The sequence below is a fragment of the Planktothrix mougeotii LEGE 06226 genome, from assembly GCF_015207485.1.
Lineage (GTDB): Bacteria > Cyanobacteriota > Cyanobacteriia > Cyanobacteriales > Microcoleaceae > Planktothrix.
The window spans coordinates 39,907-56,622 of record NZ_JADEWU010000024.1; the positions used below are offsets into that span (position 1 = coordinate 39,907).

The 16,716-nt window shown below is 39.3% G+C and carries 8 protein-coding genes; 2 read left to right on the plus strand and 6 right to left on the minus strand.

Features of this window, described 5'->3' with window-relative positions; all coding sequences use genetic code 11:
• Window positions 1-9: 9 nt before the first annotated feature.
• The gene (locus IQ236_RS12435; protein WP_228041584.1) at window positions 10-933 is read left to right on the plus strand and encodes a calcium-binding protein; all 924 of its coding nucleotides are present in this window, start codon (window positions 10-12) and stop codon (window positions 931-933) included.
• A gap of 203 nt (window positions 934-1,136) precedes the next feature.
• Here IQ236_RS12435 and IQ236_RS12440 read toward each other — a convergent pair whose 3' ends face one another.
• From IQ236_RS12440 to IQ236_RS12450, 3 genes are all read right to left on the minus strand, one after another.
• Entirely contained in the window at window positions 1,137-3,125 is a 1,989-nt protein-coding gene (locus IQ236_RS12440) for a calcium-binding protein (RefSeq protein ID WP_193869548.1), read from the minus strand.
• A gap of 859 nt (window positions 3,126-3,984) precedes the next feature.
• Window positions 3,985-5,247, minus strand: a complete 1,263-nt coding sequence (locus IQ236_RS12445) for a glycosyltransferase family 4 protein (RefSeq protein WP_193869549.1) — start codon at window positions 5,245-5,247, stop codon at window positions 3,985-3,987.
• A 48-nt stretch (window positions 5,248-5,295) separates the two neighbouring features.
• A complete protein-coding gene (locus tag IQ236_RS12450; RefSeq protein WP_193869550.1) occupies window positions 5,296-6,870 on the minus strand; it encodes a sulfotransferase domain-containing protein in 1,575 nt (524 codons plus the stop codon).
• Window positions 6,871-7,072: 202 nt separating this feature from the next.
• On the opposite strand from IQ236_RS12450, the gene IQ236_RS12455 reads away from it, so the two are divergent.
• Complete coding sequence (locus tag IQ236_RS12455; RefSeq protein WP_193869551.1) at window positions 7,073-7,780, plus strand: methyltransferase domain-containing protein; 708 nt, start codon at window positions 7,073-7,075, stop codon at window positions 7,778-7,780.
• 40 nt (window positions 7,781-7,820) lie between these two features.
• Here IQ236_RS12455 and IQ236_RS12460 read toward each other — a convergent pair whose 3' ends face one another.
• The 3 genes from IQ236_RS12460 to IQ236_RS12470 all read right to left on the minus strand — a co-directional run bounded on the left by IQ236_RS12460 (window position 7,821) and on the right by IQ236_RS12470 (window position 16,659).
• Window positions 7,821-14,183, minus strand: a complete 6,363-nt coding sequence (locus tag IQ236_RS12460; RefSeq protein WP_193869552.1) for a glycosyltransferase — start codon at window positions 14,181-14,183, stop codon at window positions 7,821-7,823.
• A 127-nt stretch (window positions 14,184-14,310) separates the two neighbouring features.
• The gene (locus tag IQ236_RS12465; RefSeq protein ID WP_193869553.1) at window positions 14,311-15,729 is read right to left on the minus strand and encodes an ABC transporter ATP-binding protein; all 1,419 of its coding nucleotides are present in this window, start codon (window positions 15,727-15,729) and stop codon (window positions 14,311-14,313) included.
• Between the two features lie 84 nt (window positions 15,730-15,813).
• Window positions 15,814-16,659, minus strand: a complete 846-nt coding sequence (locus IQ236_RS12470; RefSeq protein WP_193869571.1) for an ABC transporter permease — start codon at window positions 16,657-16,659, stop codon at window positions 15,814-15,816.
• Between the last annotated feature and the right edge of the window lie 57 nt (window positions 16,660-16,716).

A 16,716-nucleotide genomic window follows, 5' to 3' on the forward strand; every position in this document is an offset into this window, starting at 1 on the left:
TTGTAAATTATGCGAATTTTATTTACGATTCCTCACTTTTTTAATCCTGATGGAGATGGAAAACACGCCTCTTTAAGTAAAGATCATCGTCCAAGAATTACAGCTTTAGTATTTGCCTTAACTGCTTTACGAGAACTGTATAGTCAATCCCATTGCATGATTGATATTGCTCAATGTGTGACAATTCCAGTCAATACAGAACACAATTATCAAGTTGATATTGTCATTTGTACCACTCAACAGTATCACCTACTCGCTAACATTCCTTTACCTTCATCGTTTTGTAAGCATTACTCGACCCAAACAGAACCAATGTTACTGGGATTTGAATGCCATCGAGTGTTACGTGAATATTTGGGTCAGTATGATTATTATTGTTATTTAGAAGATGATTTGATTCTGCATGATCCTTGGTTTTTCGTTAAGTTAAATTGGTTTAATCGTCATACAGGAAATAGCTGTCTTTTACAACCAAACCGTTACGAAGTTTCTCCCCACAGTAAAGTGATTAAGGCTTATATTGATGGGGATCTTTTACCCCATATCACGGCTAATTTTCAAAATATTCAAGATCAGCCTCAGTTTATTGGTAAAGTCATGGAACAGGCTGTTTCTTTCAAACGTCCTTTAAATCCCCATTCGGGTTGTTTCTTTTTAAATGCTGAACAAATGGAATTTTGGGCAAAACAACCGTATTTTTTAGATCGAGATTGTAGTTTTATTGGGCCATTAGAAAGTGCAGCAACCCTAGGAATTATGAAAACATTTAAACTTTATAAACCGACTGCATCCCACGCTAATTTTTTGGAAATTCAGCATTTTGGTTCGGGTTTTCTGAATTTAATAGGACGACAAGTTAAACATTTTGATGAAGATAACACTACAGAAACAAGTCCGTCCTTATCAAACCCTGTAGCATCAGAAAAAGACTGATGCAGCAAATCTATACGGTAAAATCTTTTTCTCCGGTGTTACCTGTTGCCTACTATATCTATAAAAAAAGACCGAGATAAATTTTTAATTTCTCGGTCTTTTTGTTATTAACCTATTGACAAAATTAAAGGGGAGAAAAAGCGAATAGAACTCAAAAGTTAGTGTGTAAAGCCCGTCTCTTTCTCCTGATCTGTCAACCTAACCTAGATAATGATTGTAAAATCTGTCCGGGTCAGGGTCGGAATTGTATTGTCTGGCTGTTTCATGAAGGCAACTAAATCAGCCGGAGTTCCAAGACCGCCATCGGAGTCATACCATAATGCTCCAGTGGTTTCCTCGTACACCAATACAGGGCCGACATTTGTTGGTGCTTGAGTATTGGCAGCCGCGCCATTGTAACTGGTATCGAGAACGATAAATTGCTCGAAAGACAGTTCAGTGGTTGGCACACCCGGACGCAACTCAAAGGCAAAGCCTCCAGCCCCACGAGAGAAGTAGATGTTATCTTCACCCGACGTAAAGTCAGTAATCAAGTCAGCTAAAGTACCATTGACATCGGATTTGAACTGGTACAGGAAGACATCAGCACCTGCACCTCCGACTAAGGTATCTTGGTTGAAGCTACCTTGCAGGGTATCGTCACCGTCCTCACCGAACAGTACGTCTTGTCCAGAACCCCCGAAGAGGTAGTCATTGCCACCACCAGCGATAATGGTGTCATCTCCGAAACCAACGGAGGTTCCCGCAGTTACGGCAACGCTTCCCCCTTGCAGGAAGTCTGCTCCACTTCCGGTAACAATGCTATCATTGCCATCACTACCGGAAATGGTGTTATTGCCTAGGGTATCAAATAAGACAAAGCTCGTTATGGTAGCGCCAGAGGCTAAACCACCCACAAAGGAAATGTTGTCATTACCCTCTGAGGAACCTTCACCTAGGAGGCTATCATTGGTTGTGGTAAAGATAATCGTGTCATCACCGACACCACCATTATAAACATTCGCGACTGAACCTAAGGCGCCATAGATATAGTCGTTACCCGAACCACCCGATAAGGTAACCACAGGAAGTCTCCCTGAGCTATCAGGTAATGTCCAATTTCCTCCGTAGAGGGTGTCATTGCCATCTCCACCATCTAACAGGGTGAATTTTCCAGAGAGGCTGTCATTCCCAGCATCACCATAGAGGACATCTGTACTAAAGGCAGCGACTAAAGTATCATTTCCGCCACCGCCATACAGGGTGCTTTCACCTACAAAACCGGGTTGGCTGGTGCTACCTTGAGTGGTTAAAACATCTGTGGTTCCTGTGGTGATTAAGTCATTGCCTTCACCCCCATACAGGGCATCCTGAATCGCAAAGCTTCGGATGGTATCGTTCCCGTCTCCACCATCCATGTAGTTCTGGCCCTCTGCAAAGCGACCAATACCACCGTAGAGAGAATCGTCACCCACACCGCCCGTTAGGGTAATTTGGCTTAGACCAACAACAGCAGGAGTTGTAGAGAATTGTAATGTGGCTATTGGATTTTGAACGATAAGGGTGTCGTTTCCACTACCGCCATCCAAGACGTTCAGACTACCTACACCAATGATAGAGTCATTATCATCACCACCGAGGAGGCTATCCCCGTTATTAACCCCAACAATACTGTCTCTGCCTTTATCTCCAGAGACATAGTTATTTCCTTGGTTACTGCCGCCTACCGCTCCAGCAACAACAACACCGGTGAGATTACTTTGGCCACTGGCATTGACAAATCCAAGCTGGTCATCTCCTTGACCACCATAGAGTAAATCTCCACCTTGAATTCCACCCAGCAGGGTATCTGAGTCTTTATTTCCATTGAGGAAATTATTACTAGATTGACCAATCAAAAAGTCATTATCTACCCCTCCATAGAGGCTGGCTGTTAAATCCGCCGATAAGGTGTCACGGCCTGCATTTCCAATTAGAACAGTGCGAAGCTGTTGAGATCGGAGGGAATCATTACCTGTGTTACCGATAACTGTATCCCCAGGGCCTCTGCTTTGCAGAATATCATTATCGGCACCACCATCGATTAGACTTCCACCTAGGGTCGAAGAGAGAATGGTGTCGTTTCCACCTTCACCCAGAATGGTATCGGGTTTAGGGGCGAAGCCCACATCCTGATCATAATATTGGGGCCCTGGGCCTAAATTTGTTGTCATTTGATTTCACTCCTCTGCAATAATGTCATTAGATTCTGTTGGGATGACAGACACTACTGAAAACACCATACCTTGTTCGGCAGTAGTTTAACCTTTTTGTCTCCAGCAAGTCTAGTCCTTTATCATCACTCTTGTCTACTACATAGATCTAGCCGTTTCGACTGCTAGAGTTTATGATCAATTTTATAGGCAAAATTTTCATCTTTCTTCTCCGTGGAGCCATGCGCTAAACCGTTACTCCGATTAGCCATGATCTGGCGAAGGATCTTTGGAAAGGGGGTCGGGGTCTATATTGCATATCATTTGTTTCCCTAACATAAAACCATTGCGCCTCAAGAGTGGTGATTCTCCTTGGCATACCTGAATCGCACTCTTTCTGGTAGAAGCTACCGATATTGTTCTGGTTAGACCCGCCTCGGTAGGGCGTTTAATTGGGTTTGGGGATTTCTCCCCCTCCTATTTCTAGGGTAAAGTTAGCTTGGCCAATGTTATCAAGGCTTTTTCGGCTGAGTACACTGCCTCCCAAATGGCTGTTTAATACTCAGCGACAGAGCGGAAAACTAGCTACGCATTCTCCGGTGTCGTGACCTAAATAACGGAGTCAGTTAAGACTTAGGCTGATCAACTAGGGCTGTATTTCAAGCCCCTACTGAACAATAACTCAGGTCAGTAGTGGGTTGTTGACCCTCAGTTTGTCTTGAAGCCATCACTCTGAAGTCAGAAAAGGCACTTTATTTTAAGTTCCTTCACCCTGTCAGACGGGTTCCCAGACAAAAAGGTTCCTCATTAACTTCTGATTAGTAGATGATCAGAAGTTCCCCCGTTTAGAGAGCAACAGAAATAACATCTCGTTCTCTCCCTATTGCAAAACCATTCCGGGTTCAACTCGGCCAATGGTTGCGGGAAAAGAGCGATTTGCTACTTCTGTAATCAATTGCAGATGCTGTGATAAGAGTTTGCTCAAATCATAACGTTCTAAGGCGGTTTCACGAGCTTTTACTCGCAGTTGAGCCATGCGATTTGGATGATCCAGCACTTCATCAACTCGATCTGCAATTTGTTTAGGAGAGAAGAAATCCACCAGTAAGCCGTTGACTCCATCTTGAATCACTTCTCGCACGGGAGCCGTATCTGAACCAATGACTAAACAACCGGTTGATAGGGATTCAATCATTGACCAGGACAGGACAAAAGGCCGTGTTAAATAAATATGAACATCTGAAGCCTGAATCACTTGTAAATATTGGCCATAGGGAAGTGGCCCTACAAAATGAATTCGAGACAGATCCAAGGGGATTTTTTTGAGCATATAGTCTTTATAGCTCATCCCATTGGGTAAAGGTTTACCATAACAAACTCGTTCCGATCCCACCACCACAACATGGCAGTTGGGTCTACGTTCTTGAATATAAGCTACGGCTTCAATAAATTCAGGAAATCCTCGATAGGGTTCCATTCCTCGTCCGACATAAGTAATCAGTTCCTCAACCCCGGATAAATCTAAATTGGGTAATACTAATTTTGCCCCAGGATTGGGTTGAAAATAACTGGTATCAACGCCATCATGAAGGACAGAAATCTTTTGTCGCAGTTCGGACGGAAATTGAGACTGTTGCCAATGGGTGGGTGAAACGCCCCAATCACAGGAATATAAATCAATTAAAATTGGGGTATTTTTAACCCGAATTCGAGCTTTATCATCAACAGTAAGGGGATCAGCCGGATCAAAGTCAGCATCTGATCCCTCGGCATGATAAAACCATTCAAAATAACACAATAAGGGAATATTCGGAAAGGCTTCTTTGACAAATAAAGTAGGCCCCCAGCCGGAATGACCGCAAATAACATCGGGGACAAATCCTTTGGCTTTGAGTTGTTCTGCCATTCTAAATACGGCTTGTCCATGTAATACGGCACTTTCTAAAACCCGAACATATTGATGGGTTTCAGCGCTGGCTTCTCGACTGGGATTAAAGACGGCTTTTTCAACTCCGGGGATATTCCATTCGGGACGCTCATTTTTTGTTCCAAACACAACTTGATTATTGGGATCTGCACCCAAAGCTGTAATAATATGGCGGTATTGGGCGGGAAAATTAGGGTGTAAAAACAGTGCTTTCATAACAGGGTTGAAAGATAAAATTGTAAGAGAAATTGTGTTTTTTGAGGTTTACAGAACTTCAGGAGCTTTACAAATCCATACACAGTCTCTGGGTACGGATTCAGTATCTTTTTGAAGAATTTCATAGTTTAAATGGGTCAAAAATTTCTCCATGATGCTATCAGTCATTAAGGAAAATGCGGTTCCATGTCGCTTTCCTAATAAATTTTTATCCCAGTCTTGCAAGAATTTTTTCCAGCCTAATTGGCTTAAAAGATTGGTATGGTGAAAAATACATAAGCGATCGCCTTTTAATAAACCGGGAATCCGAGTTAAATAGTTAAAAATATCGCGCGGTTCAATATGAACTAGGGTGTCGTAGCAAAAACAAACATCTAAGGAGTGAGGCTCAATTCCATCTAAGGTTAAACCATCTAATTTAATATAAGAAACTCGTTCATTTCCCAGCCGATTTTGAGTCGCATTCAGAAGTTGTTGAGAAATATCAGCACATACAAGACGATCGCAATAGTTCAATAATAAAGCGGCTGTTCTACCCCCTCCGACACCAATTTCTAAAACTTGATGATGTTTCTGAATATAGGGAGCAATAAATTTCTGTTCGATTAAAGATTCATATTCTTCGAGGGAATTCGCAGCACCAGCAGCAACTCCAATCCATTCATCTCCAATATAAACTTCTTCTGAGCTTGTACTTTGCCAATTTTTAGCATAATTATCCCAAGCGGATTCATAATCAACTTTTGTCATGGATTTCACCGATAATAAGGTAGAGGTTGAACTAATATTTTGAGGAGACTGTGATAAAGTAGACTGAAAATCACAGGAAGATTCAGAGATTCCCCAACTCCAATCTCCACCGAGTAACTGTGTTAATTTTTGGTTATAGGGGAGAAAATAGGCTTCTAATTTTTGACGAATGATTGGGTTAGCATTTACATAAGTATTAGCATTGTATTTATCATAACTGGATAAGTGATAATCCGGGAGTCCTAAAAAGGCAAACACTTGATTGACAACTCTTGCAGAATCTGAATATAAATCTTCACTTTTGAGGATTAAGAATTGTTCTCTGGGAAAAAACTGCATCCATCTTTGCAGTTGTTCTGCATAAAGTCCCCGCGCAAGGTACGAATAATGTTGATGGTTAAAACTAAAATAATTAACCTCTGAACAAATTCTTTCAGTTTCTCCTTGGAGTCGTTTAGCTTCTTGTGCGATCGCCTCTTCTAAAGATAAGGATTCATATCCTAACGTCACTTCCCAATAATAATGGGAAATAGCTCGATCAACTGGATTTCTTAATAATACAATTAATCGAGTTTCAGGGAAAGACTCATATAGCCGTTGAGGAACTAAGGGATGGAATAAGTAATAAGGAGAACCTTCACCTGTAAGGATCTGTTGTCCCTCCGCCTCCGGGGAAAATTGAGACTGATACCAATCTAAACCTTGATCATAATTTAAGGTGAAAAAATGGATTTCTTTTTGAGTTGCTGCTACAATTTGAGGGTGTTGACATAAGTAATGATACAGAGAATTAGTTCCCCCTTTTTGTACCCCAATAATGATAAAATGGGGTGGGGGAAGAGGTTCAAAATAGATTGTCCTTGTTTGAATCAAGGGTGATGCTCCTCCTTTTGAATAATCAGTATAATTAAGTTGTCTGTCAACCGTTAATCGTCAATTGTTAACTGGTCAGGACTCTAACACGACAAAACTGATCACTGATTTAGATTATACTCTAACTGGTTTACTGTTTCGGTTATGAATTGGCAAAGAATTTAATATCAATTCAAACTTCCCCATTGAGGATATCACAATTATGACACTCACTGCTGATACTGAAATCGTTGATCAACTTTATATTTTTCGGCGTTTTTTTGCCAACAGATATTTACAGGGAAATGGAATTGAAGTGGGAGCTTTAAATCATCCTCTGGAGGTTCCTGCATCTGCTCATGTTAAATATGTGGATCGCATGAGTGTTCCTAACTTAAGAAAACATTATTCTGAATTAGAAAATGCTGATTTAGTTCCTGTAGATATTATCGATGATGGTGAATTCTTAGGAACATTGGAGGATGAAACTCAAGATTTTGTGATTGCCAATCATTTTATTGAACATTGCCAAAACCCGATTCTAACGATTCAGAATTTATTGCGAGTCATTAGAAAAGAAGGAATTCTTTATTTAGCGGTTCCTGAAAAACAATATTGTTTTGATCGAGATCGTCCGGTTACTGCGATTGAACATTTATTAAAAGATTATTACGAAGGCCCCGAATGGTCTAGGCAATATCATTATGAAGAATGGGTTGAATTGGTGGAAAAAGAAAAGGACGAAACGAAAGCGCAATGGATGGTTAAGCAATTGATGAAGCAGGATTTAAGTATCCATTTTCATGTGTGGACAGGTAAAGATTTCATTGATTTTTTAATGACGTTAAAAAAGCAGCTAAATTTTCCTTTGTCTTTAGAAAAAATTTTTGATAACGGGAATGAACTCATTACGATTATCAAAAAGTTATAACAGTGTACAGGGGAATAGATTTTCTATTCCCTTCAAATCCTTAGAAGCGTTTGGGACGTAATACACATAAACAGAAATCTGATTCTAATCCTCCTGGAATTTCCATTAATATTTGTTCAAATTCTAACAGCAGTTTAATAATCGTTTCTCCTTTAGGATCACCGGGCAAAAATTGATTATGATCTAATAAAGGATACAAAGGATGGAGAATTCCGCCTCCAAAAGGATTAAACAATTCGATATCAAAATAATATTCAATAAACGGTAAAATTAATTCAGAACGAACCGCTTCTGAGGGGTCAGTGGCAAAGACTTGATGGATGCTGGGATTTATAAATTTATTCTCCATAACTCCTGACCGGATTAACTTATGGAAACATTGATACAAACGATTAATCATTTTAACTTGATGTTTATTGTAAATACAATAATTTGCACCCACATATTCATTAATAATAAAATATCCTTGGGGATGTAACGCTTTATGAACAATTTCTAAAAATCGCTCTAATTCTCGAACATGATGGAGAGAACCCGAACAAAATGCAATATCATATTTAATCTCTGGGTTGAGGGTAAAGGTATTAAAATCTTCCTGATAAAAGTTAACAGAAACACCCGCATTTTCTGCATCTCGTCGCGCAATTTCTAAGGAAGAAGCCGAGAAGTCAAACGCATCAATTGTTTGAGCAAATCCTAATTCTGCCATTAAAATTTCATGGTTGCCAATGCCACATCCCAAGGAGATAAGATTATTAAATGTTTGACCCACAAAATAATCTTCAATTAACCACCGTAACCAATATTTCTTGGTTTGACCGCCAGACATTCGTTGATGAATTTTTTCAGCAATAATTGGATTAGAAACCCATTGACTGGCTGCTGCGGTTGGGTTAGTTTCCCAATAATTCTTAGCTTGAGGTTCAGCAATTTGGGGTTCAATAATTTGGGGTTCAATAATTTGGGGTTCAATAATTTGGGGTTCAATAATTTGGGGTTCAGGATTATTAATTTCTGGTTCAGAATTCTTTTCTTCTGGTTCAGGAGAAGGTTGTATAATCTCCACCTCTACATCTAACACTTCTAAAGATTGAGAATCAGAAGGAATTTCAGCAAGGGGATAAGGATTAATAAAATAGGCTTCTTGGAAAATTTCTAAATAGCTTTGAGTCATTTGTTCAAAGGTATTTAGAGACTCTAAAACATAGCGAGAATTGTCTGCAAATTCTTGTCTTAATTCCTGATTTTCTAATAGAATAGTTAAAGATTTTGCTAATTCTTCCGGTTGGTTGGGAGTGTAGAATAAACCGTTAATTTCAGGACGCACTTGTTCAGGAATTCCAAATACCGGAGTTGTAATAATCGGTAGGTTATATCCCATAGCTTCCATAATCACTCGCGGATAACTTTCAATTCGAGACGTACAAACGAAAATATCCGCAGCTAGAAAATATTGAGCGGTTTCTGGGGTTTCTGAAACCATTGTTAATCGGTCTTTTAAGCTATCAGGAAGTTGAGCGACTAATTGCGCTAATTTTGTACTATAAAGACTTGGGCGATCGCCTACAATAAAACAGCGAATTTTGCTATGATATTGAGGAGATAATAAAGGCAATGCTTTGACTAAATCCTGTTGTCCTTTACGTTCGCAAACGGTTCCCAGTAACAAAATTACGATTTCATCTTCTGCTATATTTAACTCAGTTCGAGCTTCAGATTTTGTTAACTGTTCTGAGGCTTTCAGTAACCGTTCAATATCTAAACCATTATGAATAACCGTAAAGTTGTGATAACTATTTAAAGGTTGATAAAGATTTCGCGTTGCATCCGCTACAAAAATTACCCGATAGGGAAACTGAAAACACTCTAATGCTCTCGTCGCAATCTCTGAACCTAAGCCATCAAAATAAGTTTGCCAAGGTTCACTTTCATGGACATTCCAGACAGAAGGAACAACCTTTTGTTTCGCACAATCTACCATGAAAAAGGTTTCTAAGGTGTTAGCATAAACCACATCAAATTGCTCTAATTCCAGTTCTTTTGCTAACCCTTGGATAGCTTCATGATAGGTATCTAATTGATAAAGATTAGCTAAGGGATGTTCTCGAATAATGACTCGAATTCCCTGTTGTTCATAAGCATAGCGTAACGGCCCATCATTGACACAGAAAATAACAGGTTCTAGGTTTCCTTCGGAAGCTAATTTAACAGCAATTTCAAATTGATGTAAGGGTGCGCCTGTATATTCCAACTCATTACTACACATTAAAACTTTAGGAACAGGTGCTTTTTTCTGGGTTAATTTAAACTGATACCGTCGGGGTTGAATTTGAAACCACTCATTGGCTAAGGATAAATGAGGATTATAAAAAGGATCGATTTTATTAGCATATTGACGACGGAATTTTGCTACTTCTTTGGGGTCATCTTTATAGCCACGACTGGTTCCTTCTCGGTGAATTAATTCAGCATCGGGACAATAAACCGACTGATAACCTTTTTCAAATAATCGATAACCGTAATCAACATCATTGTAAGCAACGGCAAAATCCGTTTGATTAAATCCCCCTAAATCTAAGAACAATTGACGGGGTGTTAATAAACAAGCCGCCGTAACAGCCGAATAATTTCTCACCACTTTAGAATAAGCTAAATACCCAAAATCTTGACGATGGCATAACTTAAAAGCATGACCTGCTAAACCATGATGAAGTCCATGCAGTATTCCAGCGTGTTGAATGCGGTCATCGGGGTAAATTAATCGTGCTCCTACTCCTCCTACACCCTGCATTTGAGCATAACCCATCATCTGACTTAACCAGTGGGGATTAATAATTTCAGTATCATTATTCAGGAATAATATATAATCGCTTTTTGTCTGTTCAACGGCTTGATTATTAATAGCAGCAAAGTTGAACTTTCCATTATTTGCTATTTTTAAAACCGATATTTTTTCAGAAGTATTGATTTTATTCAGATACTCTAAGGTTTTGGAGTCATCGCTTTCATTATCAATAATAACAACTTGATAATTTTGATACGTTGTTTTTTGAATTGATTCCACACAAGCTTGTAGTAATTTAAGCTGATTTTTCGTCGGAATAATAATGGCTACAGATGGCCCTTGATCAGGAAATTGATGAGAAAAAATGCCTATCTTTAGTTCACTTGCCCAATTCGGTTGATAAACTTTTCCAGCACTTTGACGACGAGTTAAGGCTTCTTGAATGGCTTGTTTTCCCGCATCAAAACTGGCTGGTTTCGCAGCCCCAGAAACGGCTGTTGAACCCGGTGCTGTGCGCCAATGATATAAGACTAAAGGCAGATGACCAATGTGGCGAGAAACTTCCGTTGCTCTCAGGGCAAAATCATAATCCTGTGACCCTTCAAATCCAATTCTAAACCCGCCTAATTGCTCAAAAATCGACCAACGAACCACTAACAAATGCCCCATATACATATAGGAAAGTAACAATTGAGGCGACCAGTCTGGCTTAAATTGAGGAGCAAATCGTTTCCCGTTGGGGTCAATTTTATCATCGTCAGAATAAAGGAAATCTGTTTCAGGATATTGGATTAAATATAATGCCATTTCCCCCAAAGCATCCAGGGTTAATTCATCATCGTTATCTAAAAATGCAATAAATTCCCCCGTTGCTTGACTCGCTGCACTATTGGTAGCCGCACTAATATTCCCATTTTCGGTGCGAAAAATGACTTTAATTCGAGAATCTTGGGCTGCATATTGACTTAATAATTCTGCCACTTGAGCATTAGTGCTACAATCATCAGCAATACAAAGTTCCCAATTAGAATAGACTTGATTAATAACACTTTGAATGGCTTTTTCTAAAAATTCTATAGGGGGATTATAAACAGGCATTACCACTGAAATTTTAGGTAAGATTTCAGTAGAATAAGCAGATAATCGAGTTTTTAAATGATTGAAACTGCGTTCTGTCCATTGATTGGCTTCTAACCAAGCATTATAGGCGTCAACGGGTTGAGGAAGTTCAAATCCTTGAGGCGGCAAAACATCACCAAGAGGGGCATTTGTTTGCCGATACATGAGGCGCATTTGGCGAATAATTGCCGGAATTTCCCAAGGCATGGGTAACAAGCGACCTAACCGTTGTTTTCGTTCTCTAATTCGTTGTTGAATTGCGGTACTATAACGAGAAATTTGTTTGACTTTTATTGTACTTTTTTCTAATAATCCATAGCGAGAAACTTGTAAGGTTTGAGGGCAATTATAGGTGAGGGTTTCTCCGGTTTCTAGTTGTGCTTCTAAGGTAATTTGCCAACTTCCAGAGGGAATATCAATTAACGCTTCAAACCCACTTTCTGCACTTCCAACCCAATTGGGAAATACTTGCCCCACATCGACACGACGTAAGCCATGGGCACAAATTACCCACTGATTTCCACAGATTAATTTCAGTTGAGTAATGTGATGGGTGGGATGACAACACCATCCTGCAAATAAAATTTGTCCTTGTCGTTGTTCCCATTGCACTGGAACATCAAAAGATGCCCCTAACGTTGAAACAGATAAAGGATAACGGGCAAAAATAGTCCATTTTCCGCTACTATCTTGAGCTTCTAATTCGACTAAAGAATTGCCTTGAGGAACGCGAATTTGTAAATAAAATCCTGATGTTTGAGCTTGAGGATAGTTGGGTTGAAGCTCTGCAACATCCTCCCGTTCAATCCCATATTGTCCGCTAAAAATATCAGTTCCAATTTTAGCACGAATCGCTTTTAACGGTTGATTTCCGGTGTAAAAACACCAACCCGAAATATTCAAAAACTTGTCGGTAAATCCTGTTAATTGCCAATTGAGGGGAAAATCAATGGAATGAATAAACCTCCGGCGAAATTTTCGTAAACGTTGTTTAACGCCTAACCATTTATTGCGAAGTTTCCAGAATTTAGAAGACTTCATGGCGGAAACTTCTTGTTGAGCTTTGCCGAGTTCGTCTTCTAAACTAAAGATTTTATTTAAAGCTTGTTGAAATTGAGATTCTGCTCCCAATAATTTTAGTTGAGTTTTACCGAGTTCTTCTTCTAAGGCTAAAAGTTTGGTGAGTCCGTCTTGATATTGAATGTTTAAGTCTTCATATTTAATATTAAAGTTTTGCAGTTCAAATTGAGTATGTCCAAGTTCTGTTTCTGTTTTAATCAAACCCAATAAGGCTTCTTGATATTTAGCATCTAAAGCTTGTAATTGTCCTTGGGTTTTACCGAGTTCTTCTTCGGTTGTCACCAGTTTTTCTACCGCGTGCTGAAATTGAGTTTTAAACCCTTCCAATTCTCCTTGGGTTTTTCCTAATTCCTCTTCTGTCTGAATTAATTTAGTAATGGCTTCTTGCGCTTGAGATTCTACACCATTGAGTTTTAGCTGAGTTTGACCCAGTTGATTTTCGGTTTTAATTAAACGTTCAACCGCATCTTGAAATCGTTCTTGCCATTGTTCAATATCGCTTTGTAAAATATCCCGATCTTTGAGCAAAATATCTAAATCTTTAGCTAAAATAGATTGAGATTTCTCTAACTTCCGAAGTTTTGCCCAATCCTCAAACATCCAGTCAGTGGATAAGGGTTTATTTAAACTTTCTAATTCTGAGGTACTTAAACGGCTGCTTAAGGGATACGCAGCAGCTTCTAATTGTTGATAAAGTTCTATCGCTTCAGGAAAATAGGCTTTAATAAATAAAGGTTTAGGAGTTGCTAGAATCCGATTGACTAATAAAGAGGGTTCAAATTGATTAGAAAATTCACAGGGTAAATTGAGTTTAAATTTATGATTAATGGCTTGAATAAAATCGGCAGTTTGATTGCCAATGGTATAAACATTAGCTAAAAGGCATTGTTCAGGATGTTTTTGATAAAATTCTAAAATTTTACGGTTATAATAGTTCCACATTTGGAGGGCAAGTTCGGGGTGATCCAGTAAGGTTGCATCCGTAGCCCGACGATAGAGAGAATCAATCACTTCCCAAGGAGAACGATAAACAAAAATAAAATTAGCTTGGGGCAATAATTCATGCCAAAAGTCTAAAAATAATGTGGTTCTCGGATCTTTCCATCCCCAAATCGTATCAAGATCTTGATTAATTTCAATCAGTTTTTTAGCTGTTTCTATATCTTGTTCTGTAAGAGATATTTCCTCTGTAAAAACACATCCAATTTCATCAATATTATGACTTTTAAAAATCGATTTATGGAAGTCTACAAAGTTAATATTTTCAAAATGACCCTTAATATTTCCATAGTCAGCACCGACTAACTGTTGACCAATATTTACGCCTAAATTTTGCAGCAAGGAAGCCGTCAAAGAGGTTCCTGAACGGTGCATTCCGGCAACGATTAGAATAGAAGAGGGTGAAGAAGTCTTATCCATAAGTGTTTAAGTGATGATTTCAGCTTCTTGATCAAAATGAACAACGTTGAGGCATTGAATCGGAATTCAGTTTATGTGATTTTGGGTTTAACTTGCTCTTTTCCAGTTTGCCATAGTTTACCTGAGTTTAAAGACATTCTAGTTCAGATTGCTGCTTCACTTGACCGGACTTAACTTTTAAACTGGGTTCGATCAATAAGTCTACCACTCCGGTGCTACAAGATTCTTCATAGGGTTGAACCCGAAACATCCCCACATCAATACAGCGATCTAAATAAGTAAATTCGCTATCTACAATACCCGAAACTCCTGCATTTAGGAAATAAACATCCGGGGATAATTGACATTCAAACTTAAATTTGATTGCAATTACAGTCCCCGCTTCAATGTGTTTAATTGATTGAGAAGTTGCTAAAAAGGAAGCTCCCGCCAATTCAAACCCGCTTACGGTTTTAATTAACATTCCAAACCGCACATGAGAAGCGGGTTTATCAAATCTAACCGAATAGGTGTAAATATAGCTATTCCGAGCAATTAAATGATTAACAATTTCCCCCGATAAAGTTGTAATATGGGGGTCTATAATTTCAGCCCCACGAGAAGGATATTTAATCGGATGATCAGGAACTAATTTCGGATCAAAATAATCTTTATAATGCCCATTTTTCGGTTCCCAGGAAGATAAAGAAGGAGAGGCTGGGTTTTCAGGATGGAAGTTATTCGGTTTAGGAGGTGGCGAAAGCGTTTCAGGAGGTTGGGAAGGTTGATGACTTAATTGTTGAATTTCCTCTCGAATCATGGCCATTTGATCCGCATCGGCATAGATCATTTTTTGATATTTAGAAATGATCATTTTAGGCGTATGTTCGAGTAATAATTCTCCCCGATCCATTAATAAAGCCGAGTCACAGAGTTGAATAATTGAAGGGGCAGAATGGGAAACAAATAAAATGGTTCCGCCTCGATCTTTAATTTCATGAATTCGACTAAAACACTTACGTTGAAAGGCTTCATCCCCGACAGATAAAGCTTCATCCACAATTAAAATATCAGGATTAACACTGGTTGCCACCGCAAATCCTAAACGGACATACATTCCACTGGAATAGGTTTTGACGGGTTGATCAATAAAATCTCCAATATCAGCAAAAGCCACAATATCATCAAATTTATCTTCTATTTCCTGGGTTTTTAATCCCAATAATTGACCATTAAAAAAGACATTTTGACGTCCGGTAAATTCAGGATTAAACCCACTACCCAATTCTAATAAAGCCGAAACTCGGCCGTTGACTTCCACATCCCCTTGAGTTGGGGTTAAAGTTCCGACAATAATTTGTAATAGGGTGCTTTTTCCCGAACCATTGCGCCCAACAACACCCAGAGTTTGACCTTTCCAAACTTGTAAATTAATATCGCGTAATGCCCAAAAATTATGCGCCAAACTTTGACTGGGCATAAAAACTTCCTTCAATCGATCAACCGGATGGCGATAACGTTTGAAGCATTTAGAAACATGATTAACAGATATAGCAATTTCGGTCATTCTGTGTTGATTTCCCGGTTTATCAGTGATCAGTTTGTGTATTGGTTGAGAAATACCTTGTGCGTGTGTGAGGAACTGTCACCGTTATAAAACGTCAGCAAATGCTGGACGCAACCGCCTATAAACCCATAAGCCTCCATAAAAAATAACCACAGCAATCATTGAGGACACGGCTAATTCTCCCCAATGTTTCATTTCCCCGACTAAAACTAAATCTCGATAAGCTTCTGAAAGTCCAGTAATCGGATTGCACCAAACAATCCAAACTTGCCACGATTCAGGAACTTTACTCACGGGATATAAAATCGGCGTGACATAAAACCACAGATTGAGAATTACGCTTAAACTTTGGGGAATATCCCGCAAAAATACAGTCAGTCCCGCCGTTAGATAGCCTAATCCCGCCGTTAATAGAACTTGGGGTATCCAAACCAACGGCAGTAACCAGATGGTACTATGCAGGATTTGAGCAGACAAGGCAGTTAGCACAATTAAGGCAATTAAGCCAAAGGAACTTTCAATAAAGGCTGAAAAAATGGGGACAAGGGGTAATAGTCCCAGGGGAAAAACCACCTTTTTGACTAAATTGGGTTGTCCCACCACTGATGCAGCCGCTTGAGTTAAGCCGTTGGTAAAGGCAAACCAAGGAATTAACCCCGCAAACAGCCACAGTCCAAAGGCTAATTCATTATCGGGAAATCCTTCAAGATTGAGTTTGACCTTCAGAACAATCGAAAAAACATAGGTATAAATCAGCAATTGGGATAACTGATTTAATAGAGGCCATAGGTTGCCGAGAATCGAACCTTTGTATCGTGCCTCTAAATCCCTGCGGACTAATGTACTGAGCAAATTGAGTTTGAGGGATAATTGGCTATTGGCAAACCGCCAGCGACTCACTCGCCCCGCTCTATGCACAACACCTTTCATTGGGACATAAGCAATTTTTTCGTCCTCGTTCACTACACACACCTTATGTTCAGATCC